At 42.3% G+C, this 25,524-nt stretch carries 27 protein-coding genes; 7 read left to right on the forward strand and 20 right to left on the reverse strand.

Annotation, left to right across the window (positions count from 1 at the left end):
- Positions 1-394 precede the first annotated feature (394 nt).
- From ABN764_RS15860 to ABN764_RS15900, 9 genes are all read right to left on the reverse strand, one after another.
- Positions 395-1,108, reverse strand: coding sequence for a GntR family transcriptional regulator (locus ABN764_RS15860; RefSeq protein ID WP_138185325.1), 714 nt, complete (start codon positions 1,106-1,108; stop codon positions 395-397).
- 9 nt (positions 1,109-1,117) lie between these two features.
- Positions 1,118-2,155 carry a sugar kinase gene (locus ABN764_RS15865; RefSeq protein ID WP_446672464.1) on the reverse strand — a complete coding sequence of 346 codons (1,038 nt, stop codon included), beginning with the start codon at positions 2,153-2,155 and terminating at the stop codon, positions 1,118-1,120.
- Positions 2,148-2,903, reverse strand: coding sequence for a 2-dehydro-3-deoxy-phosphogluconate aldolase (dagF, locus tag ABN764_RS15870; protein WP_446672465.1), 756 nt, complete (start codon positions 2,901-2,903; stop codon positions 2,148-2,150). Before dagF ends, ABN764_RS15865 begins: the two co-directional genes overlap by 8 nt.
- Positions 2,896-4,008 (reverse strand): DgaE family pyridoxal phosphate-dependent ammonia lyase, encoded by a 1,113-nt coding sequence (locus tag ABN764_RS15875; protein ID WP_446672466.1) that lies wholly within the window; start codon positions 4,006-4,008, stop codon positions 2,896-2,898. Before ABN764_RS15875 ends, dagF begins: the two co-directional genes overlap by 8 nt.
- A complete protein-coding gene (locus ABN764_RS15880) occupies positions 3,962-5,092 on the reverse strand; it encodes an amidohydrolase/deacetylase family metallohydrolase (RefSeq protein ID WP_446672467.1) in 1,131 nt (376 codons plus the stop codon). The genes ABN764_RS15875 and ABN764_RS15880 overlap by 47 nt, the downstream gene beginning before the upstream one ends.
- A 213-nt stretch (positions 5,093-5,305) precedes the next feature.
- Complete coding sequence (locus ABN764_RS15885; RefSeq protein ID WP_315744840.1) at positions 5,306-5,701, reverse strand: DUF6508 domain-containing protein; 396 nt, start codon at positions 5,699-5,701, stop codon at positions 5,306-5,308.
- A gap of 15 nt (positions 5,702-5,716) precedes the next feature.
- Positions 5,717-6,001 (reverse strand): SH3 domain-containing protein, encoded by a 285-nt coding sequence (locus ABN764_RS15890; protein WP_446672468.1) that lies wholly within the window; start codon positions 5,999-6,001, stop codon positions 5,717-5,719.
- Positions 6,002-6,239: 238 nt separating this feature from the next.
- The gene (locus ABN764_RS15895; RefSeq protein WP_268624663.1) at positions 6,240-6,716 is read right to left on the reverse strand and encodes a DUF8821 family protein; all 477 of its coding nucleotides are present in this window, start codon (positions 6,714-6,716) and stop codon (positions 6,240-6,242) included.
- 285 nt (positions 6,717-7,001) lie between these two features.
- Entirely contained in the window at positions 7,002-7,814 is an 813-nt protein-coding gene (locus tag ABN764_RS15900) for an MBL fold metallo-hydrolase (RefSeq protein ID WP_446672469.1), read from the reverse strand.
- A 338-nt stretch (positions 7,815-8,152) separates the two neighbouring features.
- On the opposite strand from ABN764_RS15900, the gene rluF reads away from it, so the two are divergent.
- A complete protein-coding gene (gene rluF / locus ABN764_RS15905; RefSeq protein ID WP_446672470.1) occupies positions 8,153-8,866 on the forward strand; it encodes a 23S rRNA pseudouridine(2604) synthase RluF in 714 nt (237 codons plus the stop codon).
- A gap of 107 nt (positions 8,867-8,973) precedes the next feature.
- On the opposite strand, the gene ABN764_RS15910 is transcribed toward rluF, so the two are convergent.
- The 4 genes from ABN764_RS15910 to ABN764_RS29555 form a co-directional block, all read right to left on the reverse strand.
- Positions 8,974-10,206 carry a S41 family peptidase gene (locus tag ABN764_RS15910; protein WP_446672471.1) on the reverse strand — a complete coding sequence of 411 codons (1,233 nt, stop codon included), beginning with the start codon at positions 10,204-10,206 and terminating at the stop codon, positions 8,974-8,976.
- A gap of 298 nt (positions 10,207-10,504) precedes the next feature.
- Entirely contained in the window at positions 10,505-11,995 is a 1,491-nt protein-coding gene (locus tag ABN764_RS15915; protein ID WP_446672472.1) for a stalk domain-containing protein, read from the reverse strand.
- 185 nt (positions 11,996-12,180) lie between these two features.
- Positions 12,181-12,423 (reverse strand): hypothetical protein, encoded by a 243-nt coding sequence (locus tag ABN764_RS15920; RefSeq protein WP_446672473.1) that lies wholly within the window; start codon positions 12,421-12,423, stop codon positions 12,181-12,183.
- Between the two features lie 516 nt (positions 12,424-12,939).
- Positions 12,940-13,344, reverse strand: coding sequence for a YhfM domain-containing protein (locus tag ABN764_RS29555; protein ID WP_036591870.1), 405 nt, complete (start codon positions 13,342-13,344; stop codon positions 12,940-12,942).
- Between the two features lie 161 nt (positions 13,345-13,505).
- Here ABN764_RS29555 and ABN764_RS15930 point away from each other — a divergent pair, with 161 nt between their 5' ends.
- Complete coding sequence (locus ABN764_RS15930; protein ID WP_446672474.1) at positions 13,506-15,164, forward strand: S41 family peptidase; 1,659 nt, start codon at positions 13,506-13,508, stop codon at positions 15,162-15,164.
- Positions 15,165-15,402: 238 nt separating this feature from the next.
- Here the strand turns inward: ABN764_RS15930 and ABN764_RS15935 are convergent, their stop codons facing one another.
- Both ABN764_RS15935 and ABN764_RS15940 read right to left on the reverse strand, forming a co-directional pair.
- Positions 15,403-16,176: a CPBP family intramembrane glutamic endopeptidase gene (locus ABN764_RS15935; RefSeq protein WP_446672475.1), complete on the reverse strand. Its 774-nt coding sequence runs from the start codon at positions 16,174-16,176 to the stop codon at positions 15,403-15,405.
- 124 nt (positions 16,177-16,300) lie between these two features.
- Complete coding sequence (locus ABN764_RS15940) at positions 16,301-16,594, reverse strand: RNA polymerase alpha subunit C-terminal domain-containing protein (RefSeq protein ID WP_446672476.1); 294 nt, start codon at positions 16,592-16,594, stop codon at positions 16,301-16,303.
- Between the two features lie 297 nt (positions 16,595-16,891).
- Between ABN764_RS15940 and ABN764_RS15945 the strand changes: the two genes are divergently transcribed.
- The gene (locus tag ABN764_RS15945; protein WP_174807881.1) at positions 16,892-17,641 is read left to right on the forward strand and encodes a MerR family transcriptional regulator; all 750 of its coding nucleotides are present in this window, start codon (positions 16,892-16,894) and stop codon (positions 17,639-17,641) included.
- A gap of 105 nt (positions 17,642-17,746) precedes the next feature.
- Here ABN764_RS15945 and ABN764_RS15950 read toward each other — a convergent pair whose 3' ends face one another.
- The 5 genes from ABN764_RS15950 to ABN764_RS15970 form a co-directional block, all read right to left on the reverse strand.
- Entirely contained in the window at positions 17,747-19,249 is a 1,503-nt protein-coding gene (locus ABN764_RS15950) for a malate:quinone oxidoreductase (RefSeq protein WP_268624654.1), read from the reverse strand.
- 79 nt (positions 19,250-19,328) lie between these two features.
- Entirely contained in the window at positions 19,329-19,484 is a 156-nt protein-coding gene (locus ABN764_RS15955) for a hypothetical protein (RefSeq protein ID WP_155987265.1), read from the reverse strand.
- Between the two features lie 476 nt (positions 19,485-19,960).
- Positions 19,961-20,278 carry a hypothetical protein gene (locus ABN764_RS15960; RefSeq protein ID WP_446672477.1) on the reverse strand — a complete coding sequence of 106 codons (318 nt, stop codon included), beginning with the start codon at positions 20,276-20,278 and terminating at the stop codon, positions 19,961-19,963.
- Between the two features lie 178 nt (positions 20,279-20,456).
- Positions 20,457-21,674 carry a serine hydrolase domain-containing protein gene (locus ABN764_RS15965; protein WP_446672478.1) on the reverse strand — a complete coding sequence of 406 codons (1,218 nt, stop codon included), beginning with the start codon at positions 21,672-21,674 and terminating at the stop codon, positions 20,457-20,459.
- A gap of 51 nt (positions 21,675-21,725) precedes the next feature.
- Positions 21,726-22,163 (reverse strand): MarR family winged helix-turn-helix transcriptional regulator, encoded by a 438-nt coding sequence (locus ABN764_RS15970; RefSeq protein ID WP_072730784.1) that lies wholly within the window; start codon positions 22,161-22,163, stop codon positions 21,726-21,728.
- A 186-nt stretch (positions 22,164-22,349) separates the two neighbouring features.
- Here ABN764_RS15970 and ABN764_RS15975 point away from each other — a divergent pair, with 186 nt between their 5' ends.
- The 4 genes from ABN764_RS15975 (at position 22,350) to ABN764_RS15990 (ending at position 25,388) form a co-directional block, all read left to right on the forward strand.
- The gene (locus tag ABN764_RS15975; protein ID WP_446672479.1) at positions 22,350-22,868 is read left to right on the forward strand and encodes a thioredoxin domain-containing protein; all 519 of its coding nucleotides are present in this window, start codon (positions 22,350-22,352) and stop codon (positions 22,866-22,868) included.
- 118 nt (positions 22,869-22,986) lie between these two features.
- Complete coding sequence (locus tag ABN764_RS15980) at positions 22,987-23,832, forward strand: transporter substrate-binding domain-containing protein (RefSeq protein WP_446672480.1); 846 nt, start codon at positions 22,987-22,989, stop codon at positions 23,830-23,832.
- Between the two features lie 107 nt (positions 23,833-23,939).
- Positions 23,940-24,608: an amino acid ABC transporter permease gene (locus tag ABN764_RS15985; protein ID WP_446672481.1), complete on the forward strand. Its 669-nt coding sequence runs from the start codon at positions 23,940-23,942 to the stop codon at positions 24,606-24,608.
- Between the two features lie 12 nt (positions 24,609-24,620).
- Positions 24,621-25,388, forward strand: coding sequence for an amino acid ABC transporter ATP-binding protein (locus ABN764_RS15990; protein WP_446672482.1), 768 nt, complete (start codon positions 24,621-24,623; stop codon positions 25,386-25,388).
- Positions 25,389-25,524 lie beyond the last annotated feature (136 nt).

A 25,524-nucleotide genomic window follows, 5' to 3' on the forward strand; every position in this document is an offset into this window, starting at 1 on the left:
GGCAGAAACGAATATAGACATGTATGAGGCTCAAATTAGGCATTGCTTGTGATGCTGGACACCTCCTCATATAAAACTCTACATGCGTAATTCTATGGAGGAAGAAGATGCACCTTTTGTAGAGAAAGTTAATGATTTCCATAACGTATTATATACAGTATTGAGGCCATTAACAATATCATTTACTATAAATTAGCATAATTCTTTAATTTCTTGTAAATGATCACCGTTTTTTGTCAATCATTTTTCACAATTCACCCACTGCTGCACAATCCCCTAAAACAAAACAAGACAGAAGCCCCTCTTCCTCTATGCAATCGAACTGAAATTTGCATGAAGAGCGGGCTTCTGTCTTTTATGAATTTACGTACATCTGATTCGAACATGCATGGATTTAACCATCATAATTGACAACATAGCTATGAAGTTCCGTATGATAATACCCTTCGCTATATTCAATCAACGCCCCGTCAATGTCATATGAATAGCGGGAACGCTTTAATAGCGGCATTTCGTGACTGACTTCAAGTATTGATCTCGCAGCCTCTGGTGCAGTCGCAACAGCAAACTCGTCTTTATATTTTCCAAGCTCGATATGCTGATCTTCGAGCCATTCATACAGCGACTGCTCGCTCAATTCAGATAGATCGAGCCCTTCCTCCTGAAGCCTTACATAATGGGTATAGTGAATATATGGCGTTCCGTTCAAATCATATACCCGTTCAATGCACAGGCAATGTCCCCCGAACAACTGGAATGGAATCGTTCCTGCTTCATTGTGTATGACCTCGGCCCGAATGACTCTTTTCTGAATTTTGTGGCCTTCTTCGACTAGGATTTCCGTGAACCGCTTCCATTTGGACAGCTTCGAGACGGAAGTATTGCGAATGACCTTGGTTCCCTTGCCGCTTCCTTTCTCCACATACCCTTCCTGCACAAGCTCAATAATTGCATTGCGTACTGTAATTTTGCTAACTTGGAACTCTTCTTCAAGCTGCGGTTCCGAAGGGATGTATGTCCCTAACGGATATACACCATGCAAAATGCGCTCTCGCAAAATATTTCTTACCTGTACATACAAGGGACGTTTGTTGCGTGACAATCTCAATGTTACTGCCTACCTTTCTACATCTATCCCAGACTCCACCATCGCTCGCAATACCTCACGCTCCGTGGCCATTGGTGTATCACCCTCAAATGTGTGCGCAAGCATACTGGAAGCTGCGGCGAACTCTACCGTCTGCTCTGGAGCGAAGCCTTGGAATTCTCCGTGCAAAATACCGCATGTATAGGCATCCCCCGCTCCGATCCGATCATGAACCGCAAACGTTAATCGTTCCGAGAAGGTAAAGGAATCCTGCTTATACATGAAGCCTTGCAAGGAATGCGTCTGATTCTCGTGAATAGCGCGGTGAGTACCTGCTATGACCGAAATATTATACAGCTTCGCAACTCGAGGAATCAACTCCTCCAGCTGTTCGCGCCGATCCGTCTTCTCTGTCTCCATCCCGAGCGTCAGCATCGCGTCCTTCTCATTCATCATGACGATGTCCGCGAACCTGAGCATCTCTTCATAATGTACTCTTGCCTTCACATAGCCCTCTTCGCCCCAATGCGCAGGACGATAGTTGCAATCGAAGATGACAGTACCTCCCGCAGCCTTGACGGCGGCAGCTAATGCCTTCATATGTTTTCGAACACCATCATTCATCGCGAGTGCAATGCCGCAGAAGTGAATCGCATCGATGCTGCCAGCAATCCCACTGTATGGATACACATCATCGGGCGCCGTATTGAAGCTGCTTCCAAGCCGATCTGTATAAGTTACGCGCCCAGGACGGGGACCGAATCCTTGTTCTAAAAAGTACATGCCGATATATTTGCCGCCACGGCTAATAAATGCCGTGCCTATCCCGAGCTTGCGCAAATATGCCTCCGCAGCTTCGCCAAGCGGATTGTCTGGCAGCCGCGATATCAAATAGGCATCATGGCCGAAGCGAGCAAGCTGCGAGCTAACGTTGACGCCTGTACCCGAAAACGAGTAATCCAGATGATTTGCTTGGCTTAATCGCTCCACGCCAGGCACCGTCAGCCGCATCATCACTTCGCCGAAGGCCGCTATTTTCTTCATGCCCAGCTTAGGCACATTAGGCATAATACTCGACCCATTTCTTCATCTCAGCGTATAAAGTGCGAATATCCTCTACCTTCGTGTTGCCCGTTGCTTTGTCCACGATTGAAGAGTACACATGTGGAATGACAATTGGCACCTTCGCTTCTAGTGCAATGCGCAGGATCGCTTCGAAGTTATCCAGATCAATGCCACCCGTCGGTTCTAGTGCGAACCCTTCTTCACCGCACGCCTTTGCAACCGCCCGAAGCTCTTCTTCGCAGGCAAGCCCGTTCATCGGGAAGTATTTCAATGCATTCCCACCCATATCGCGTACAAGCGCGATTGCACTCTTAATAGGAACAATAGCCTTGTCTGCCTGATCCGCACTTACCGGACCCGTCGAAATGTTAACGTATCCCACCTGTCCAGTCGGCGATACCAAGCTGTTAATCCAGCTATCCTTGCCATTCAAGTTCGCGTGTGTTGCCCCAACCGAAGGGAATACTTGATTGATATGACCGCCGCCATAATGCTTCGCAATCTCTGCCACTACTGCCGCTTGACGATTGTCGCCAGCCCCGAGTCCAATTGAAACTGCATCGTCAATCGCAGCGCCGTATTCCTTCATCGCTTCTACAGCCGACTCAACCGTCGGATAATTTTTGGACAGGACGCCAACAAGTACATGACCTTCTGCCGCCTCGAAAATTTCCTTTGCATTTTCCACACTGTTTGCCAGCACATTAAGCGCCGCGCGTCCTTTGTATAAACGTTTATCCATATTAGACATGAGTAGGCCCTCCCACTAATTTGCGAATATGTGACTCAATGACGTCCATGTCATCCCCCATAAGCGGACGCGGATCGATATCGAAGTATCCTTGTCTAACCCCGTAGTCACGGGTATAAATGGCGATCTCCCCTTCTTGCAAGCCCTTCACAACGTCCTTCGCCGTCGTGCTGGCCAGAGCAGGATCGATCTGAATGCGAGCACGGTATATTGCACGCCCCGCTTCATCCTGTACAATCGTGCATGTGACACCCTGGAGCTCATTCAGCGGCATAAGCTTGGCAAGCTCTGCCTTCTCCTGTTCGCTCTTGTCTTCCTTCACCATATATTCGTCCAAAGCCTGCAGCAGTCCGAACACGGATTCTTTGCCTACCTTCATGCTCCGCCCGATCCCGTGAAGCTGTACCTTCACCCATTCGATGGCTTGACGTTTGCCCGCCACTATACCTGTCGTTGGCCCTTCAATTGCTTTGGAGCCGCTATAGATCGCAAGGTCAGATACCTGCACATACTTGTGCAAATCTTCTTCCGCAGCCGCATCGACGATGAGCGGTACCCCATTACGCTGCGCAACTTCCCAAGCTTCCTCAACGGATATCATGTTTTTTTGCACAGCATGGTGGGATTTCACATAGAGAAATGCCGCGGTGTGCTCATGAATGGCATCCTCGATATGCTCAGCCTTGCCTTCGTTCGCATACCCAACCTCCACGAGTTTCCCGCCGCCTAAGTAGACCATCGTCTCGACAGGTGCACCGTATTGGACATTATGACCTTTTAAAATAATGATCTCGTTCTTCTCGATCGGATCTTGATGCAGGCGAAGACTCTTGCGGCGGTTGCCTTGCGTCACGATTGCCGCAACAGACAGTGCAATCCCGCTTGATGCTGAGTTGACAATAACGGCTGCTTCGGAATCGATGAGCGCTGCAACGTAATCGCCTGCTTTATTGACGAGGTCGGCAATTTCTACATAGCTCTGTCCGCCGATCTTCATCGCTTCCATTACCGTATCGGACACAGCCGATACGCCCAGAATACTCATGCGTCCGCTGGCATTAATGACGCGCTTCAGTCCGTACTTTACATGCAACGTACTCGCCATTCGCAAACACTCCCTTGGTTACGATATGTTGATGCCCGATACGGACATCGCCTTCTGAATCGATAAGTTCAATTGGCTCATTGCGTACTTCGAACAGCGTCAAGTTCGCGCGATCTCCTACTTGAATGCGACCAAGCTCCGGCTTGCCTAACCATCCCGCAGCACGTGTCGTCACGCCGCCGATCACTTCTTCAAGCGTATACCCTAAGTACAAGAACTTCGACAGCACATGCGCCAAGCTGTATACAGGACCGTTCTGCCGGTTACCGCGATAAATGTCTGAGCTGATTGTATCCACGGGAATGTGATGACACTTAGCCGCTTCCGCTACCTTGAAGGAGAAACTAGCCGTTCCGTGTCCAACATCAAGATGGATACCGCGTGCTACCGCCTCCTTCAGCACATGAAGCGGTTCTCCCTTCGCATCAAATAAGTTATTTGCTTTACCATTTAAATAATGTGTGATGATATCCTTCTGCTGCAAATAAGGAACGATCTCTTCAATATCCGGAGGTGCTGACCCGATGTGCACCATAATAGGCAGCCCCATGTCCTCGGAAAACTGCCGTGCCTTGCGAAGCGGTTCAATGCCGCTATCCAGCACAACACTCCGACTAATCCGAGCTTTGAGGCCAACAATGAAGTCTTTATATCGCTCTACCGCTTCCTTCACCGCTGATTGATCGATCCAAGACATATCCGATAATTCATCGATACGCTTCAGCCCAATTTTGGAGATATTGAGGAATGCCAGTACATTCGTGACAGATTGTTCTGCCTTCTCCTTCAGTTCCCCTATTCGCTCTGCCCCCAAGCTTCCGGCGTCAATGATGGTCGCAACTCCCTGCTCGACACCTACCTTATCAATAGCGTCGCCATAAGGATCAAATTCTTCAAACGCATGGACGTGCATATCAATCCAGCCGCTTGACACGTATGTATCCGTACCGCTATAATCCAATATCCGGCCACCTTGACCCTTGCCTGCTTCCGTGATGGCGGAGAGAGTTCCATCATCGACTACGATGTCTATTGTTGTGCCGTCCACACACTTCACGCCTCTTACGACGATCCGTTCGCTCATACTGCTCACCTCGCTTCGTGTAAACAATCTATCAATCTAACAACTTTATTTCACATTGGAAGGATAAAGACTAAGCGAAACATTATAATGTTTGAATTCATAGTAGCACCGCATGTTACCGACGTCAATATAACGTTATAATGTTTATGGATATAAAAAACGAGTTATCACGTTTCTGTCATAACTCGTTAACTAGACACCTAATAGTGCTCTTTATTCCTCCGGAAATAACTCTCTTAATCGACGCAGAATTATCGAAACATTCCCATTTTGAATAACGGCTGCGAACATTCCTTCATTGAATCGATCGCCACGAATATAGCAGGTCATAAGTTTACGAAGCGTATCGATATCCGCGTTCCTAATTTGTTCATCGATATTATTCCTGATGTCCTGATAGGTTTCGTGCTCCGCGAGCCAAGCTTTCCAATCAAACACAACCAAAAATCCAATATCATCAAGCGCTTTTCGAAATGCGGTAACCACTTCACTTTCACAAGGATACCCGTTCACGATTCGAATATGTTCATGATCGGCGTCTTGTAAACAATCAATGAAAACGAGAAGTCTTTCTATTTCTGTCCTTGCTAGAATATGAATGTCACTCAATGCGCCAACCACCCTTTACAAAAAATATTCGTCTGCAAGTTGTAGATTTCCTGCATTCAATTCTCGTGCGGTATAATCCTCAAGGACAATTGCTTCTGTCCCCTTAGTGTCAAGGAGCTGCATCGGAACCCATCCGCTGATTTTTTGGTTCCCCTCTGATTGCGTCGTGCAGAAAATCCAGTTCTCCCAATTTTCAGGCCCTTCATATTTTTCCCCCATAATGACGGATTGTCCCTTTATTAACGTCAGCGGATTGGGATAATTGGATCTATGCTTCTTGATCACGATATAATCATTCATTTGCGCACACCTCATCATGTAATTACTGCTTCACATACGAGTATTGTACCATCATAGCCTTTCCCAGAAAAGAACAAATGTTCGATGTCATGAAACGTTACTTACCCCGCGTACTAACTGCTGAGGCTGAACATTCACATCCCTCAAAACATCATTCTCGCCTTACTTGTAATACAGTTCATCGCGCTTCTTTAACGGCAAATTTTAAGGCCATCCAGTGTGGATGGCCTACATATTGTCACAATATATATTCATATTCTCCTTTAATCACAAAATACGAGCCTCGAATTGTTCCCGCCAATTTTGATTTCTGTCTGGCAAACTTAAACTTCCCCTCTAACTCCTTTGGTACCTCCATCCCCTCAGAAAGCTTAAATCCAACAGCTCGCTTCTTCGGGTCATCCACCGTATACATGACATTGAGCCCAAGACCATCCTCATAAAAAACGTAGGTGATTTGAATATTTTCCACTTGAAAGTGCGACGTTTCTAAAGGTTTGGCCGCAAACTCAATATCACGTTCCTCTTTTAAGATTCGGTTCACGTAATCAAGGTTCTCCTGACTTTCGCTAGCTGGTACAACCGTAAATTCATGTTTGTATTTATTCATGAAGTAACGGGCTTCGTTAGCACGTAAACCAGCAAGTGTTTCTGCTACAGGTGAAGATTCTAAACCAACCGTAGACACATTTTTAAAATCAACGATATACGACACTTCGATCCCTCATTTCTCTTTCTTTGGTTTCCTAATTCTCTTATCAAAACTAATGCCAAACATGATGATTCAAGGGAAAATTTCGACTGGCAAATTTGCTGGTTTATTAAATGGTGTTCACATAGACTGGTATTAACAAATGTCTCTCTAGATATACGACGTTGTTGCATCCAATCCCCTTATCTAGCGGGGCGAAGCAAAACACTCCATTCCGCCAATCTCATGCTGTATTTAATCAAATTGGATCGACCGTATCGATTACGAAGGAGCAGTTCATGCAGACATTTAGCCGCTTGAAAGAGGGGAAGACACCTTGACCATCTCTTTATTGTCAGCATGAATGCTTTTCATTCCTTCAAAAAATGGATACTCCCTGCTTAAGTATTTTTCTAACTCTCCGTTATCATGAAGCAGCTGTTTTAAGTAATATTTTGAACTGTTTATCCTTTTTTGAATTTCCTCCTGATTCTGTGTTGTCGATCCATGTCCAGGTATGTGAGTCGTTATTTGATGATTTAGCAAAATATTTTCTGCTTTATTGATCGTATGTACATAGTCTTCATAACTGCTAAAAATGAACGGAAACTCAACATCTGACAGGTAATCTCCAGAACAAAATAGACCATATGGTTCGATCACTGTAAATAAACCATCATTCGTATGACCAGGTGCTTGATAAAATGTCATGGTTATCGAATCTAGCTCTAATTTATGTCCATCGGCTGAAACAACAATATCTACCGTTGGATATACGGGTGAATAGCTTCTATGTAAATAGTACTTTTGATCAAATTGTTTAATCTTTTGAATGCTGTCTTCTTTGTTCGGATTTTCATCCAATTGTTTAGATGCAATTACCTTAGCTTCTGGAAAGGCCCCTGACCCAATAATATGGTCAAAATCGCTATGTGTGTAAATAATATATAGTTGCTTATCACCTTTCATTTTATTTATATAGCGCTTAATTTCTTCAATTTCGGCAGGCAACCAATTAGGATCTGTCATAATGATTGCTTCATTAGTTTGAATGATTGCCGTGGTAGTCATATATAGTGCACTTTGAAAAACAGTAATATTATCTTTTTGGAATTGAATCATCACGAACCTTCCTTTTCCCTTTATTATTCGCGCCTTTAATCCCCTAATTTATCCTCTCTTAAATTAAAAAAGTTCGAAGAGTATCGATAAACTCCTTCTTATCGTTATTCTTCCAACAATACAGCCTTCTCTATTTAGAATATAAGTAAATTAACCTTTTAACTATTTAAGAAAATAAAATTTTAATTAAATTTAATAATAACTCCTGCAGAAAAGAGATGGATACTTTTGGAACAAGTTTTTATCCGTTATATCTGAATAATAGTATGTGATTCATCCTTAAAATAAAGTATAGTTAGTATCTAATTAAATAATCCTCTCATTAAGGATGTGTCAGCATGCGTATTAATAAATATATAAGTGAATCTGGAAAAGCATCTAGACGAGGTGCCGATAAATTAATTACCGATGGAAGAGTTACTATTAATGGTAAACTTGCAACTATAGGAAGCCAAGTTGAAGCTGGGGATGACGTTCGAGTAGATGGCAATCCAATCCAAAACCGAGAAGCAAAGCATAATGTCTATATTGCCTTAAATAAACCTGTAGGCATCACTAGTACAACAGAAAAAGGGGTAAAGGGGAATATTGTTGATTTCGTCAACCATCCATTACGAATATTTCATATTGGACGCCTGGATAAAGATTCAGAGGGCTTAATTCTACTTACAAACGATGGCGACATTGTTAACGAAATTCTGCGTGCTGAAAATAAGCACGAAAAGGAATATATCGTTACAGTAGACAAACCAATTACTCCTGAATTCTTGAAGAGGATGTCAGAGGGTGTCAAAATATTAGGTACAACAACACTGCCTTGTAAAGTAGTTCAATTATCAAAATTTGATTTTAAAATCATTTTAACACAGGGGCTTAATCGTCAAATTCGCCGCATGTGCACTGCATTAGGATACAACGTTCGCCGATTGCAAAGAATCCGAATCATGAATATTCATTTAGCCAACCTTCCTGTTGGACAATGGAGAGATTTATCCAAGAAGGAGCTATCTCAATTATTTAAAGACTTAAATTATGAGCCAAAAGAATGGTAAAAACTAAGGGACATCAAGTTTAAGTTAACTTATCATCGGATTATTATCCAACGGCAAGTTTTGAGCAAGTCCATCCTGCTTAAGGATGGACTTCCTTAACGTTTGTCTTAGATTAACTCGATCGCTTTTTCAAGAACTGCATCTCGCGCACTATAAATATCTTCACGCTTGTATTCCACTTGGATGTCCGGTGTGATACCAATGCCTTCGAACGGTTCCCCGTTTGGAAAGAAAGCTCGTAGAGAACCTACTCCGACCTGAATATCTTCACCGAAATTCCGAACTATTGGCTGACCAGTTGACCCCCAAGTTTTCTCCCCGACAATCGTTGCTCGAGCATTATCCTTAAACGGCATGATAAAATCTTCAGCAGCAGAACCGACAAACCTGTCAGCAAGTAAGACAAGCTGTCCATTAAAACGTTCCCTTTCCCCTGCTGGCTCTTGCCATTCCGGGCGCCACTCAGCAAAGCTGTAATTTTCCGGAAAGATGATATCTCCACTGCTATGACGCTTCCTTAGCCATTCAGGATGGCGTGACCGTTCTACCCACCATCGGTAGGGACGATCCATTAGTTTCTTGGTCAACTGGCTTGGCGTAGACCCTCCACCGTTTCCACGCACATCAACAATAATTGTTTGAGCATGACCGTACTCTTGAACAAGCTCTAATGCGCGTTGTTCATATCTGGGCTCTCCGAAGCTGGGAATTCGAATGAAGGCTACTTTGCCTTCCTGAATCCATTTCCCCTCAGTTTCTAGGGGTTTCGAGGACAAGGTAAACCGATCATCATTGCGCGCTAATCGTGGTAGAAAAACCGTTCTTCGGGAATTGTTTTGATCCTCGATTTCTACTTCGATTGATTTGCTATGAATAAAGGAAGAGAGCAATTGGTCAGCTCGAATTTTTTGAGAGATTTTATTCGTTATCCCTGTATACGGTTCAATTGCCCTGAACCACTCAGACGGATGTTTTCCCTCAATGGAGAGAACCAAATCACCTGATTTTAAAATATCCGTTACATCTCGATTTACAACCCAATGCTCCTTGAGCTCCAATAAGGAAAAACTAAGTCTTCCATTCTCAGGTGCTGGCTTCAGCTTGTCGAAGTACCAAGAATGAGCATTCCTCAATTGCCCAAACAACTCCCACATCACCTTTTGAAAGTCAAGACGTGTCTCTGCTTCTACTGCTTTTTCAAAAAATGTTTTCGCCATCTGATCCAACTCATCCGATTTTAGATTTGCATCATCCCAATGTATGAAAGCACGCTCTACCAACCGAATAGTTTCCGACACGATAAAGAGTCGCCGATCCAATTGTAAATGCTTCTCGTCCATCCTAACCACCACTCCCCCTCGAAAATCTCGTCAGGTAGAGATATTCGATATTAACTTATAAAATCCCTACAAGTAAGAAAGAGGATTATCATGACAGAGCAAGACTTCAAGCTGCACTCCTCGATCAAATCATGCCAGCCGTTAAGCAGCTTTAACAGAAACCTTTATACGTTAATCCCAAAAAACTTGCCATAACTTAGGATACGGTACTCCGCGCTGTCTGTAACAGCAAGTAAAGAAAAAGGACGCAATCCAGTTGTCCTTAGATGCGTCCAAAATTGAGTTCTGTTATGCGGTCTTATTCTGGGAATATGATGACCATTTTTTTGCTGCCTAAATATTCAACCGAAGTATTAAGCTGCTCCGACACAAAGCGTACTGGAACAAACGTGCTGTTATTTCTCAGTAGTAAAGGAGCGTCGGACATCACAGTTTGCTGGTTTATCTTAACTTGCTTATTCCCCACAACCCAACGAATCGTTTTGCTGTCTTTTTGAATCGTTACCTCCTTCGTACTCTGGTTCCAACTTACATTTGCCCCAAGTTTCTCGGAAATGAAACGGATAGGTACGTAGGTACGACCTGTCTGAATGAATGGCGCTGCTGTTAGATTGTAGATACTGTCGCCCACATAGGCTGTCTTGCTGCCGATCACCAAGCGTTGAGTCTTACGCTGAGACTTAATACCATAAGGATCCGCATTCAATTTATTAAATATTTTATAGGTTTGGGTTCCTTGGCTTAATTCCAAGTAGTTATCGTTCAACTGCAGTCCGTAGCGTTCCGCCCCCGTATCCCAATGAAAATCATAACTATTATTTTGAATCGGCTCCAAATCCCACACCCGGTTGTTGTTCAAATGTAAGATTTTTAGGGCTTTCAATTTTCTTAACGGTTCCAAATTCCACACTCGGTTGTTATTCAAGTAGAGGGAATCCAACTTGTTCAAATGGTTTAATGGTTCTATATCTTTAATCTTGTTAGAAGAAAGATCCAAAGTAGACAAGTTAGTTAATTTTGCTAAAGGAGCAAGACTCTCGATGTTATTGTTGTTAGCAGAGAGACCTTCGAGATTTTTGAATCCTTCCAGCAGCTTAAGATCAGTTACCTGGTGTCCATCAATCCCCAGATATGTCAGACTTTTGGACAGCATTCGTAGCGGCGAGAAATCCTTAATTTTATTGTTAGATACATTAAGATATGTCAACTTTTTCATGTTGCCGAGAGGAGCTATGTCTTCTATCGCATTGTCGTCCATTTTCAAATACGCTAATTCTGCGGCACTAGAGAGTGCTGGAACATTCGAAATTTGATTGTGGGCGGCGCCCAACTCAATTAGACGAGGCAATTGTTTCACTACATCTAGGGATGAGACCCGATTCCAACTTATTTCTAGATATTTCAACTGCTTCAGAGCTGACAATTCCTCAATTGATGAAATTTTATTGGCTTTGAGGCTGAGAGTATGGATCTTTGAGAGTTTCTTTAGCGGTGCAAGATCAGTAATTTCATTAATGTCTAAATCGAGATCCGTGATATTGACGGCATACTCCAATCCCTGCAGATCTTTAATTCCTTTACCTGACAAAGATACAACGGTGAGAGATTCTAAATCCGCTTTGGTAAGGGGTTCATCGTCTTTTATACCTATCCATGAACGAATCGATTTTTCGAGATTTCCATCTTTAATAATCGGTTCTTGGCTAACCGCTTCCATCGAAGCTTGTCCTGGAAGGGCCAAACTTAGGAGAAAAATAAAAATAAGTAAGCTTACAGCACGTTTCTTCATGATGATCATTCCCTCTGATGACTGAATTTTATTACCTTGAGCTACTCTTGATAAGAACAGACATAATGAATATCCGTTACGCTATCGACAAATTAGTGTAACACCTAAAGTTTTCTAAATAAATAGGAGAATGTTGGGTATCGTGAGGTTGGCTTATACGACATCCGCGCCCTCAACGCTGTGGACTAACAGGTGCTCTGAATTTCAAAGGATTGAGAAATAATTTCTTGCAATCCTTCAAGTCCATCTATCGGGATACGCTCTTGAGTTTCAACGTAATCAATATGATGTTCCCGATAATACTTCTTCCAAAAGGCTACCGCTCGTTGGTTTGCTGCTAACTGACAGATGGAAATCTTCCCAGAAAGCTGCCCAAGCACCTTCTCTACTGTGATTGATGCAATTTTCGTACCCCGATATTTCTTCAATACAAACAACTCTTGAACGGTATAATCAACATCTTCGGGTACAAATGGTGAAGCACAAACCAAAATGAAGCCGTCTGTACGAAATCAAGGTTCATAAATAACAACGACAACCAGTAATGCTGCTAGAGGGAAAATGATCGCGGTTACGATACACTGTTTTCGATTGCTGGAATACTTCCATTCGATGAAAAAATTGAACGCTCCTGAAATCGTCAAAAATGATATCCAAAACATCTTCAGTACGATGGTATTGGAATAGATGTAATCATAATAGTAGAAGAATACACCTAAACAGATGATCGCTACTAGGATCAAACCCCACCATTGTAATTTCTTTCCTTCTTCACGAATCTCCGTTTTTTCTGGCCCTATAATCAATCTGCTGAGTATCGATTTAAGCAGCACTATAAAAAGAACGATAAATGAGATCATAGATGAGTTGGGTATCGTATTCACCCCTTTATTTTTATCAGATTCGAAATTCTACATGGGTACGTTCAAGCAGTCGTATTTCTTCTACTCGCTCTTCCCCGATTTGTTGATAACTTCCCGCAGTTGATTGGCATAGGTTTTTCCTATTTCGTATCCTACTTCAGAATGATTCAGGTCGACTAGTAAGCCTTTCTTTCCTCTCTCTGCACCTAATGATAAATCGTACTTCGCAATCGTATGGTCAGAATAAGTAATGGTCATGCGATATTCTGCTGCGTAATCTAATGCGCCTGGCAATTTCGTCGCTGTATCGGTTGCCCTTTCGAACTTCTTCATGATCTGCTCATTACTACTGCTATAATTGCTGCACTTCTCCACTCGTTCCAACCCTTGACACTCTAGCTCTATAGAAACTATGGATTTACTTCCACAACCGGTAATGCCTAACAACATTAATAAAAGCAGTAATGTAAAGATTCCTTTATGCATAAGTATCAGCTCATTTCAAAATAAGATTGCTGTTTAGACCAGACACACTATAGAGCAGTATTCACGAGCGTGCGAAAATTTAGGAACAATTTATGTATCGTTCAAGCAGCTTCTGAATGGCATTATATAGAAACTGATTTTATGGGGAGAGGTGCTCATTTATGAGCTTTTACGGCACGATTGATTCCATCAAGTGGTTTACGGTCTGGGATTTAATCCTTAGCGCTTTGAATTTATTTGTTCTGATCTGGTATACTGTACCGATTCAGAAATATTACAGGTGGTTAGACTTTGTGCCGAGTATCACCCTTCTTGGAGCAGTTATAAGCATTTTAGATGGGGATACTTCAGATCTATCCTTGCTCATCTATTCTTGGACATTCCTCATATTCATCTGCACCATCAAAAAGGTATTCAAGCCTTCTCGACACATCCTTGTTCCTAAGTATCGAATATGGCGGATTATAGTTTGTATCGTCGGGGTGGTCCCGCTTGTAGCTGCACTGATGTTCGCAGGGCAATTGAGGTACAATCCGGTAAGCGACTTAAGCAACCTGAGTTACTCCCAAGCATTTGTAAAAATGAATGAGCGACTATCAGTGGAATACCCGTTCAGTGATTGGAAAAAAATCAATTGGGATGCGCTAAGAAGTAAGTTCGAGCCTATCTTCCAAAAAGCTGAAAAAAATCAGGATAAAGCTCTCTATTACCAGACCTTGAAGGAATACGTCAGTTCCATTCCCGATGGTCATGTCGGACTTAAAGAAAATAAGTCAGAGCTTAAGGCTCAAATTGGCGGCGGATTCGGCATAACCGCGATCCGGCTGGATGATGGTACGATACTCGTGAACAAGGTCATTAAGGATAGTCCTGCTGAACAGAAAGGAATCAAAGTCGGTGCAGAGATTGTGACTTGGGATGGCCGTGATGCGAAAGAAGCTTATAATAACTCAGGCTTCATTGTTACCTCTTTAGCCACAGAACAAGCGAAGATGCATCATCAAGGTCTGCTTATGACGCGAGCCCCAATTGGCAGAGAGGTTGAAGTCGCCTTTATCAATCTAAACGAAACGAAAACCCAAAAAGTTACACTTCAGGCATACGACGACAACTTTTTAACTTTACAAAGGGAGAATGCTGGACAGGACATCATTGAAGGTCAATTATTAAGCAGCTGGTACGGCTATTTGAAGATTAATTCTTTTCAGAAGGAGCTCTTCGCTACAAGTCCGGAAGAAATATTGATTACCAAGTTGCAGGCATATCTGGATCATCAAATGAAAGGATTGATCATTGATGTTCGAGATAATCGAGGCGGTGAAGACCAATTAGTAGCGGAAATAGCCCGGCATTTTGTACAGGAGGAACGCTTTTACGAAATTACGAGCTATTATAACAGGTATACCCACAAATTCGAGTTGGATCATAATGAAACTAGAACGCTCACGCCTACAGAACCATCGTTCAACGGGAAAATCGCCATCTTAATCAACAGTCAAACGGTCAGCTCTGGAGAAGGAATTCCACTTGCCTTGAAAGGACTGCCCAATGTCAAAATCATTGGATTTACGCCTACCAATGGCTCATTTGGTCTATACACGGCTCCGATTACCATTCAGCTGCCAGAGGGATATGTCGTTCAACTGCCAGACGGCAGATCATTGAACCGCAACCATGAGATTCAAGTCGACAGCGACTTTAGCGGAAAAGGTGGCGTTACCCCAGATATTCAAATTCCGCTAACAAGAGAAACGTTTAAGGCCAAGTATGTTGATGGTATAGATGTGGAGTTGAAATATGCGATTCAAGCACTGCAATAACTTCAGATGTGACCGGTCTAATTAGATGACATAGGAAGGAGCAACCGTCTCCCATGTGTGGAAGCTGTTGTTCCTTCATTACTAACCATGTTCGCACTCCCTACTCCAGTTTCCTGTAAGCAATGAATCTATGGCTCCGCTACCTCTTGTCTACGTGAATGCGATGGGAGCGGCACTTCGATATTGCTACACTGAAGCATCTGAGCTGCTGGACTCCTGTGCAGATGAAGTTTCTCCTTTAGCAGCCTTTATCCACCTTCGTAGTCGGCGTATGCATAACGCCAATCCAAAGCAAGACCCAGAGTGGCGCATTGCCAATTGCATGTGCAGCGAACGAAGCCCATGTCGAACCCGTATACTGTGCAATCCATGGTGCAATGAGCATGCCCGGAAGCATTCCGATAAAATGCCATTTTAAGCATGCATGTATTAACAAAGCCCACAGCAATCCGTTAACGACCCAAGCATATGATCCGAATAGCTCGATTTGCAAGGGAAGCATATACCCTCTCCACATTAGCTCTTCGCTGAACATAGCAACCAAATGCAGCGGAATGAACCAAGCAAGCAGCTTCCCATTTCGACGCAGCGGTGTATGAAAAAATTCAGTAGGCGGTATGGAAAATTTCTTAAGCGGATTGAAAGGCGCCGGAAGGTATGGAGGTGGAGCAAAAAGGCGTTTGCGTGCGAAATATTTACCTACCGGTTCTAATAACTGATCAAATAAAATAGTAAAAACAACGGCTCCAATGACCCACAGCCAGTCCTGGCTATCAATGGGCGTTAAGCGGAATCGCTCTACGAAAGATGCTAGAGACAGAACGCCGCCATCTATCCAATACAGCAGTATGCTCAAGGGTATCAACAGGAGGACTGGTGACCATAAAAAGAACCAAAACGAGAACAAAAGAGAGACGCCCCTGTTTACGAGCTTTGGTGTCCAAACATACAAACCGCAGTACACCAGTGCTCCTACTACTCCGTATAGTAAAATCTGAGCCCACAGTGACATCCACATTCTCCCGCTTTCTACCTAAAAGTTTGTCGGTTCTTTTTTCCTATCTTTTAATTGTTGCTTCAGCTTGCGTATTCGCATTTCCTGTTGCGTTTCATATTGCTTTTTATGCTCATTTGTTTCAAGGTTTGAACGACAGTCCTGCTTCTTGCAAAGCATTTCTAAGCTTAGGCAATGATGCTGGGCCCATTCCGTGATACTGCATAATCTCTTTTTCACTATACTTAGCTAGCTCTGCCAACGTGGTTATTCCATTGTGCTCCAACGCACGTCTAGCTGGTGCTGAGAGAATCGCTAGAAACCCCTCCTGCGGCTTGCGCGCTTGCTCACAAACCGGACAAGTTGGACAATCTGTGCTTTTATAATATTGGTGTCCCTGTTTACATGTTCTTAGCGTTTTATTGGACGCGGTCATAGTGGTTGTCCCCTCTCCTATTGCTAGCTGTTAATTGTACATGATAAGCAGATCTTAGGCCGAGATGCTGCAGCCACAACACCTTCCACGATTATACATTCAATTGTGTTATGACAAAAGATATTTGCTTACATCTGAGGGAATTTGACGTTTTTGCTTCCCTTTCACCTTCGCTTCGGAAGAACGGAAACGGAATCATTATTAGAAATCCTGCGAAAAAACAAACACTAGCTAATCGTCTTGACTCTCCTCTTAGGGAAGGCCTTACACTACATAAAGAAGGGAGGAAGAAAACGTTTGTACACCGTAAAAGAAGTATCCGAGATGTCCAATATTACAATCAAAACGCTTCATCATTATCACAAAATCGGTCTCCTCTTGCCTAGCAAGAGAAGCGAGGCTGGATATCGGTTATATGGAACGAAAGAGCTTGAACGTCTGCAAGAGATTTTATTTTACAGAGAATTAGATTTCTCCTTAGATCAAATCAAGGACATGATGGAACATCATTCAGATCGATTGTCTATTCTTGCCCAGCAAGAGGAGCTGCTCCTCCATCGTAAAGACAGATTGGACACCATTGTTCAAACATTACGTAAATCCATTGAGTGTAGTAAGGATGGTGAATCTATGGATAACAAAGAAATGTTCATAGGGTTTGCAAGCGAAGAAGAGTGGAACAAAGCGCTGATTGAACAAAATGAGTATTTGAAGGCTTCGTACGGGATGGATTCTCTGGAGGTTGCTCCTGAGGAAGTTCAGAATATCAATGAACAAGCAGTTGAAGCCATGACATTCATGAATAAAATGGCTAATTCCTTACGAGATGGAATTAAGCATAACGATGAGAAAATAGTCAGTCTTATTCGATACCATCTAGCGTTTATGAATAACCATGGGCACAATACGTCTGCTAAAGACTTTGCCGCACAGACTCAATTTTTTCTTAGTGATGATTTTCATCTTAATATGCTCGAGAGTCAGCAGACTGGATTGGCTTATTATCTTGCAGCTGCGGCATCGTCTTTCGAGACAACAAATCCATAACTCATCGCCCAGAACAAATGGGCATATAGGCTGATATATTTGATTACTAAAAAGGCCTTGATCCTGTAAATCTCAGGATTAAGGCCTCTTCATTATGTTTATCGTCTACACAACGGGCTGAAGCTCACTGTTAAGACCAAGCGTACGTTCAGTTAACGCATGAATTTCTTTAAATAGCTCCGGGTTTTCCGCAAGCGCTACACCATAGGAAGGAATCATTTGCTTGATTTTTGGCTCCCACTCCTTCACATACTGTGGGAAACATTGCTTAATGACCTGCAGCATGACATGAACGGCTGTTGAAGCACCTGGAGATGCACCAAGCAAAGCAGCAATCGATCCATCAGCAGCACTAATTACTTCTGTGCCGAATTGAAGTGTGCCTTTGCCGCCGTGTGTCGTATCTTTAATAACTTGCACACGCTGACCTGCCACGACCAAATCCCAATCCGCACTTTTTGCGTCCGGGACAAAGTCCCGTAAATCCTTCATGCGCTTTTCTTTTGATAACATGACTTGTTGAATAAGGTATCTTGTCAATGGGACGTTCTTCGCTCCAGCTGCTAGCATCGTAAAGAGATTATGCGGCTTCACCGATGTAATCAAATCGAACATGGAGCCCGTCTTCAAGAACTTTGGCGAGAAGCCAGCAAACGGTCCGAACAACAATGTTTTCTTGTTATCAATATATCTAGTATCCAGATGCGGGACAGACATTGGCGGAGCGCCAACAGGAGCCTTCCCGTATACCTTGGCATGATGCTGCTCTACTATTTCCGGATTATTGCATACCATGAACAATCCACTTACCGGGAAGCCACCGATGCCTTTGCCTTCAGGAATTCCTGATTTTTGCAGCAAATGAAGACTGCCACCCCCGCCGCCGATAAAGACAAACTTTGCCGAATGGCGTTCGACGGTACCGCTTTGCATATTCCGAACCTTCAGCTCCCATAAGCCATCCTTCGTCCGCTTCAGATCATCCACACTATGCTTGTATTGAATCGCAACGTTTTTGCTCTTCAGATGGTCAAGCAGTATGCGCGTTAAAGCGCCAAAGTTAACATCCGTTCCGGTGTCAATTTTGGTAGCTGCCATCGGCTCATTCGTCGTTCTGCCTTTCATAATAAGCGGAATCCATTCCGATAGTTTGGCCGTATCATCGGAGAATTCCATACCTTGAAACAGCGGATTATTTGATAGCGCTTCAAAACGTTTTCTTAAAAAGGCGACATTGCTTTCCCCTTGGACTAAGCTCATATGAGGCAAGGGCATAATAAAATCCTGCGGATTACGAATTAATTTGCTGCTTACGAGATAAGCCCAGAATTGCTTTGAAAGCTGGAATTGTTCATTAATCTTAATCGCCTTGCTAATATCTATGGTTCCGTCCTTCTTCTCGACGGTGTAGTTAAGCTCACATAGCGCAGCATGCCCTGTTCCTGCATTATTCCATTCGTTAGAGCTTTCTTCTCCTGCGTTAGCGAGCTTTTCAAAAACTGTAATTTCCCAATCCGGTGCTAATTCTTTCAGCATTGTCCCCAAAGTCGCGCTCATAATTCCGGCACCAATTAAGATAACGTCTGTTTTAGTTTGTCTGTTGATCATTTTTACCGTCCTTACATGCTAATGTATTTGTAGAAAAGATATAGGCGCACCTGCCTGCTTGACTCATTCATCCAGATAGTCAATCGGGATGCATAAAAACCAAGGCCTTCTCCCAACTACTTGCAAGGAATGTTGCTTTGGTTTGCTCCGATTCCAGTGAATAACCGCCCTGCGAGCCCCCTAGTTTGCGCTGTACTGCTTTTTTGGACTTGAAAAATGCTCTTCGCAATAACATCGTGGTACCACCAATTTTGGATTAGCGATCATCCCCAATATGCTTTTCTCACCAACGACTTGTAAACAGCAATCTTAACAGCAAAAAATTCAACCTGAGAGCAAAGTTCCATGTTCTCAGTGGAAAGGAATATCAATTGAGACCCCTTTGTCAAACTCTAGATTCAAAAATGATTGAATCTCCTCAGTTGCTGTATATCTGGGGTGCCGTGACTCCTTTAGAGGATTAATATTATCATAACATAAAAAAATCCATTTGTTAGTATTGATTTTAAACATAAATGTATGGATAGTCATTGATTTTTGTTTGGATCAGGTCATACCGTCCAAACCCTCATTGTAAATAAAATGAGGCTCCCACCTAAGTCGCCTTGGACTGGAGTAGCCTCATTGTATTATTTAACTGTTAATGGACTAGATTACTTCCACTTGAATGGCATTGTCGGCTTTCAAGACACTAATTTAAATAGAAACAAATTAAAATAACTTGAACTTTAACATGTACATCAGAATTCTTTTTACAAAAACATATATAGATTCTACATCATTAGAATTCATTGATTCCCACGGTGCAGTTTTCTCTAGTTTTCCCCTAACGACTTGATTCTGTGGTGATAGAGATACGATTGTTCCATATACAGTATCCTTTTCATTTGCAGTTACTGTTGCAGTTGTTGGTGATGATGTTGTTGTTGAAGTATCATTTACAACTGGCTCAGACTGCTTTTCATCTATAGTTACAATGACGACATTACCTTGGAAGAGATACATTAAGTCTGGTATCCCAAACCCCAATATCCAATCCGACCCTCATTAGGCTGTTTCTTAACATCAAAAAAGGGGGTTCACTTGTTAAATGATCGAACTTCCTTTCTCAGTCTAATCAATTATTTCACTCTACTTACCATTTACAATCTCGAAGACTCGACAGAAACATACAAATTAATATTTGTTTCAAGTTTCACTCATTAATCTATAGTTTATGAAACGGTATTTCCACACCTTCATCAATAAAAATTCCTTCAGAAATATGGATATAACTCATCGTGTTTCGAATCCAATACAGATTAGGTTCAACTTTAAATAAATGGGTATCATGTTGGTCATGGAAAGAAATAATATACGAGTTTATTCCCTCTTTAATTATGAAGGATGTACCATATTCATCAGCGAGTTGATAAATACCTGTGAGATTATCAGCACTATTGAATTTCATGATACTAGGATGCTTTGGAGCATCAGGTTCTTTACTTTCACTAGCTTGGTTTAAGAATTCTAATATCTGCTGCTCGTAAAAAGGGCTTACCTCTTCATTCGTTAAGAGAACCGTCACCTCTCCGCTTGTCACAGAACATAAGCAATGCGACGAATAGCCAGGCCAGCCACCAGAGTGACCAATAGAACCGTCTTGAATGATAAACCCACAACCATATGAGCTATGTAACGGTGAAGGAGTAAGGGCGCGATTCACCATTTCAAGCGATACTAATTTACCTTGAAGAAACCCTTTTACAAATCGGGCTATATCTTGAGCTGTTGCATAAATGCCTCCGTCACCATAAAAATCGTGTTTCTTATCGATATCTTTAAAAATCGGATCGTCTGTTGCATGGATATATTTCTTATTTATAAAATCAAATAGCTTACCGACAGCAGTTAGTTTCAATTTTGGCTTCGTTGTCGTGTTTTGAAGTTGAAGAGGTTGGGCGATCATTCTTTGTAAATAATCCTCATAAGAAAGTTGACTTGCCTGTTCGATAATTTTAGCTAGCAAAACATAATTTGTATTTGTATAAAGCCAACCGCTACCTGGTAGGAAATAAGGCTCCTTGTTATGTAAAATATCTTCAATTTTCTCAACTGAAGAATTATCGATATATTCTGGGATACCGGATGTATGCATCAACAAATCTTCAATCGTTACATCTTTAAAGATACTTGTATCAAACCACTTTGTTAGGTTGTCTTTAAAATGAATCACATTCTGCTCTATTAATTGAAGAACCATTACAGCAGTGTACATTTTGCTTAAAGAAGCAATGTTAAATAGTGTTTCCCCCGTAATCGGAACTGAATTCTTCATATCTGCAAAACCTATTGTCACATCTACAATTTCGTTATTGCTCGTTTCTACATAAACTGCACCATTGAACTGGATTTTTTCAAGCGTAGAATAAATAGAGTTGAACATAATTAAGCCTCCTAAACATATTAGTTATCTAACATATTGGATGTGAAGAACTCAAATGAACTCTTCAGCTGCAATTTGTTTCAATTTTTTCGTAATTCTTTCTAACTCGTTACGTTCGGCAACAGTTAGTTTAGAAAATAAACGATCGGCCACAGAGCGCTCGACATATTCTTGCTTTTCAAAGTACTCCTCGCCTTTAATTCCTAGCGTAATAAACACTTCTCGGCGATTATCAGGATTGATAGCACGATGAATAAACTGGTTTTTCTCCATCTTCGCAATAAGCTGGCTTACTGCACTAGAACTAATGTTCATTTCTATAGCAATCTCACCTACCGTTATTTTGTTGGCTGCATATACAATATCCAGCAACACGGCTTGCTGAGTGGTGATAGAGCTAGCTAAATATGGTTCATAGTGTTTAAAAATCAAGCGGTTAATGGCATAATCAGCTTCATTAATTTGTTTTACTTGTTCATAAATGTTCACGCAGCTCACCCTCTGAAATATGTTAGATACCTAATATATTAGAGGGGGAACTACAATAAGTCAAATTTTTCGATGATGGATTGTAGTGTGGTAGCTTTTAAGCGATAGGCAATTAATGTTGACAATATAGGTCGGAATAATTATAGTTTACTAGTATCAACATTCTTCTTAGAAAGCGGGTTAAACATGACCAGTCACATTGAGAACAGACAATTGAGTTTTGGACAGAAAGACGCCCCTATTAAGGTTGAGGTATTTTTGAATTTAACCTGCCCTTACTGCGCAACCTTCTTCGGCATCGCGGAAGATGTTCTGCCAGCCTACTTGGAACAAGGTCAAGTTGAATTTATCGTCAAGCATTATGATAAGCCTAGAGAGATGCTGTTAAATGGAACGCTCGTGAACTTGTTCTTGGACTATAAAAATCCTGCGCGTGCAAGAGAGATTATCAAAGAATTATTCGAAACCCAACCCCAATGGGATCAGTTGAACAATCAAGAAATCAAAAATCTGCTAGCTTCCAATTATCAACTGCACGAAGAGCCGGATAACACGGAAATTAGCTTGCATGTCACGGCAGAAGCCATTCGCAGAAACGTGAAGATGGTTCCGACTGTATTTATCAACGATAAAGAATATCAGTTCCCTAAAGAAATTGATGCAGACGAATTGAAGACTGAAATCGAAGCTCTCCTGGCAAAGTAATCTCTTTGTCATCATTCATTTTGTTGATTTTTTATCTATCAATTCCGACTTTACGCATATGTTTACACTACACATAAGATGCAAGCATGCACAATCTAACAATCTACAGGAGGACATTATGAAGCAGCATTTATCTAAATCCTATCGTCTATTGTTAACGTTAACGATCTTTGCCGTATTTCTAACCGCCTGTGGTACAGGTAAAACTGGCAATTCTGCCAATTCGGATATCGCGAAGGATGCCCAAGGAGCATCAACGAAAAAAGTGCTTCGCGTCGGGACTTCTGGCATTTATCCGCCTTTTGTATCAAAAGGTAAGGACCAAAAGCTTGAAGGCTATGATGTCGATGTATTGAATCTAGTTGGTGAAAAACTAGGCTATGAAATTGAATGGACGGTAGCTGAATTTTCCGGATTATTCGGCATGATGGACAGCGGTCGTATCGACACTATCGCCAACCTAATTGCCGTTACCGATGAACGGAAAGAAAAATATGACTTTACCGATCCCTATGCATATTATTCAGTTACTCTCGTCGTCAAAAATGACCGTGATGATATCAAGTCCATGGATGATTTGAAAGGGAAAAACCTAGGTGCCCTGCTTGGTAACAATATGCACAAGTATGCAACAAAGTGGAATGAAGAGCATGGGAATGAGATCAATATCCGTGCCTATCAAGACGTAAGCGGTACATATAAAGAAGTGGCAATGGGACGAATCGATGCCTTTATTGACAGCAACTTTGTTGCGCACTCGCGAATTCAGAAGGAAGGCTTGCCGCTGAAGATTTTCTCGGAGAAGCCTCTCTACACAACCGAGAATGCATTTCCATTTGTGAAGAGCAAAAAGAATGAAGAGTTCATTAAGCAGTTCAGCAAAGCGTTGCAAGAGTTGAAAAACTCCGGCAAATTGAAGGAGCTTTCGGACAAATGGAGTGAGATTGACGTAACGAAACCTTAAAGCTCGTCATTCAGCTCATAATTAGATGTTACAGATCCCCCTATCTCAGGGGGTTTCTTCATTCCCTATTCAAAATGAATTAAGACTACAATTGGTGGTGTCTAAACATGAATTTTGATGTGAAATATATGCTTGGGCTGTTTCCATCGCTGCTCGAATATTTGCCGCTCGTCCTGTACATCACGCTGCTGGCTTTCTTATTCTCTATTTTGCTAGGCATGGTGTTTACTTGGATCATTTCAAATAAAACAAAAATTATATATCCGATCTTGCTCGTTATTATTTCTTACTTCCGGGGAACTCCGTCTCTCATTCAAATCTTTGTTTTTTATTTTGGAATGCCGCAGCTGTTCCCGTGGATGAATTCGATGGATGCAGTTACAGCCGTCATTATCGCATTAAGCTTGCGCAACGCCGCATATCTATCGGAAGTCTTCCGTTCTGCATTGGCATCGGTAGATAAAGGGCAAGCTGAAGCAGCTTTATCCGTCGGGATGACAAGATGGCAAGCAATTCGAAGAATTGTACTGCCACAAGCCGCAAGAACGGCAATCCCGCCAACCGGGAACTATTTTATTATGATTTTCAAAGAAACCTCGCTCGCTTTTACAATTGGGGTTACAGATATGTTGGGACAAGCCAAGCTGGAAGCGGCTGTTACGTATAAGTTCCTGGAGGCATTTCTGGCAGTTGGATTCATCTACTGGGTCGTCACTGCAATCTTCTCCTCGATTCAATCCCGAATCGAATGGAGAATGGAGAAGCCTTTTCGATAGGAGGAGCACCATATGATTACAATCGACAATTTGCATAAAAGCTACGGAAATACCGATGTGTTAAAAGGGATCAATCTTCAAATCGATAAGGGAGAAGTTATCGCCATCATCGGCCCATCTGGCTCAGGAAAGTCCACCTTTTTACGTACGCTCAACTTATTGGAACAGCCTCAGAAAGGCAACATTACAATCGATGGTGTTCAGATCAACGCGGAGAAATATACGAAGAAGGATGTCTATCAGCTGCGACAGAAAACGGCAATGGTGTTCCAGAATTATAACCTTTTCAAACATAAAACAGCTCTGGAGAACGTTACGGAATCCCTAATCGTCACTCGCAAGATGAATAAAGCGCAGGCTGTAGAGATCGGCATGAAATTGCTGCACGAGGTCGGATTGGAAGGCAGAGAGCATCATTATCCGGCCGCGCTCTCAGGTGGTCAGCAGCAGCGAGTAGGTATCGCCAGAGCATTAGCGCTTGATCCCTATGTGATCTTATTCGATGAACCTACATCGTCATTAGATCCGGAATTAGTGGAAGAAGTGCTGCATGTCATTAAGGAAGTTACGAAGAAAAATACGACCATGATTATCGTTACGCACGAGATGGATTTTGCTCGAAATGTAGCCGACCGCGTCATTTTCATGGCTGATGGTTACATTATCGAGGAAGGAACACCCGAGGAGCTATTTTTGCACACGCAAAATGAAAGAACCAAGAAGTTTATTAGAAATTACGTCAACACGCTCAATGGATATTCAACGGAATATTCGATATAAAGCCTCTCTTCTCCATGTTACAACGACGCTGCTGGCATCATCATTGTCAGCAGCGTCTGTGCAAGTAATACAAAGTTCACTTCTATTAATTGGCCATCCATCTACATGGAGTAAATATAGGTATTAGACCGAGCAG

Source organism: Paenibacillus wuxiensis (assembly GCF_040195695.1).
GTDB classification, from domain to species: Bacteria; Bacillota; Bacilli; order Paenibacillales; family Paenibacillaceae; genus Paenibacillus_B; species Paenibacillus_B suaedae.

Excerpts from the sequence above, each read along its gene's own strand:
- ABN764_RS15865 (WP_446672464.1), bottom strand. The coding sequence starts at position 2,155 with ATGCCTAATGTGCCTAAGCTGGGCATGAAGAAAATAGCGGCCTTCGGC.
- dagF (WP_446672465.1), bottom strand. The coding sequence starts at position 2,903 with ATGTCTAATATGGATAAACGTTTATACAAAGGACGCGCGGCGCTTAAT.
- ABN764_RS15875 (WP_446672466.1), bottom strand. The coding sequence starts at position 4,008 with ATGGCGAGTACGTTGCATGTAAAGTACGGACTGAAGCGCGTCATTAAT.
- ABN764_RS15880 (WP_446672467.1), bottom strand. The coding sequence starts at position 5,092 with ATGAGCGAACGGATCGTCGTAAGAGGCGTGAAGTGTGTGGACGGCACA.
- ABN764_RS15890 (WP_446672468.1), bottom strand. The coding sequence starts at position 6,001 with ATGAATGATTATATCGTGATCAAGAAGCATAGATCCAATTATCCCAAT.
- ABN764_RS15900 (WP_446672469.1), bottom strand. The coding sequence starts at position 7,814 with ATGATTCAATTCCAAAAAGATAATATTACTGTTTTTCAAAGTGCACTA.
- rluF (WP_446672470.1), top strand. The coding sequence starts at position 8,153 with ATGCGTATTAATAAATATATAAGTGAATCTGGAAAAGCATCTAGACGA.
- ABN764_RS15910 (WP_446672471.1), bottom strand. The coding sequence starts at position 10,206 with ATGGACGAGAAGCATTTACAATTGGATCGGCGACTCTTTATCGTGTCG.
- ABN764_RS15915 (WP_446672472.1), bottom strand. The coding sequence starts at position 11,995 with ATGAAGAAACGTGCTGTAAGCTTACTTATTTTTATTTTTCTCCTAAGT.
- ABN764_RS29555 (WP_036591870.1), bottom strand. The coding sequence starts at position 13,344 with ATGCATAAAGGAATCTTTACATTACTGCTTTTATTAATGTTGTTAGGC.
- ABN764_RS15930 (WP_446672474.1), top strand. The coding sequence starts at position 13,506 with ATGAGCTTTTACGGCACGATTGATTCCATCAAGTGGTTTACGGTCTGG.
- ABN764_RS15935 (WP_446672475.1), bottom strand. The coding sequence starts at position 16,176 with ATGTCACTGTGGGCTCAGATTTTACTATACGGAGTAGTAGGAGCACTG.
- ABN764_RS15940 (WP_446672476.1), bottom strand. The coding sequence starts at position 16,594 with ATGACCGCGTCCAATAAAACGCTAAGAACATGTAAACAGGGACACCAA.
- ABN764_RS15950 (WP_268624654.1), bottom strand. The coding sequence starts at position 19,249 with ATGATCAACAGACAAACTAAAACAGACGTTATCTTAATTGGTGCCGGA.
- ABN764_RS15955 (WP_155987265.1), bottom strand. The coding sequence starts at position 19,484 with ATGTTATTGCGAAGAGCATTTTTCAAGTCCAAAAAAGCAGTACAGCGC.
- ABN764_RS15965 (WP_446672478.1), bottom strand. The coding sequence starts at position 21,674 with ATGTTCAACTCTATTTATTCTACGCTTGAAAAAATCCAGTTCAATGGT.
- ABN764_RS15975 (WP_446672479.1), top strand. The coding sequence starts at position 22,350 with ATGACCAGTCACATTGAGAACAGACAATTGAGTTTTGGACAGAAAGAC.
- ABN764_RS15980 (WP_446672480.1), top strand. The coding sequence starts at position 22,987 with ATGAAGCAGCATTTATCTAAATCCTATCGTCTATTGTTAACGTTAACG.
- ABN764_RS15985 (WP_446672481.1), top strand. The coding sequence starts at position 23,940 with ATGAATTTTGATGTGAAATATATGCTTGGGCTGTTTCCATCGCTGCTC.
- ABN764_RS15990 (WP_446672482.1), top strand. The coding sequence starts at position 24,621 with ATGATTACAATCGACAATTTGCATAAAAGCTACGGAAATACCGATGTG.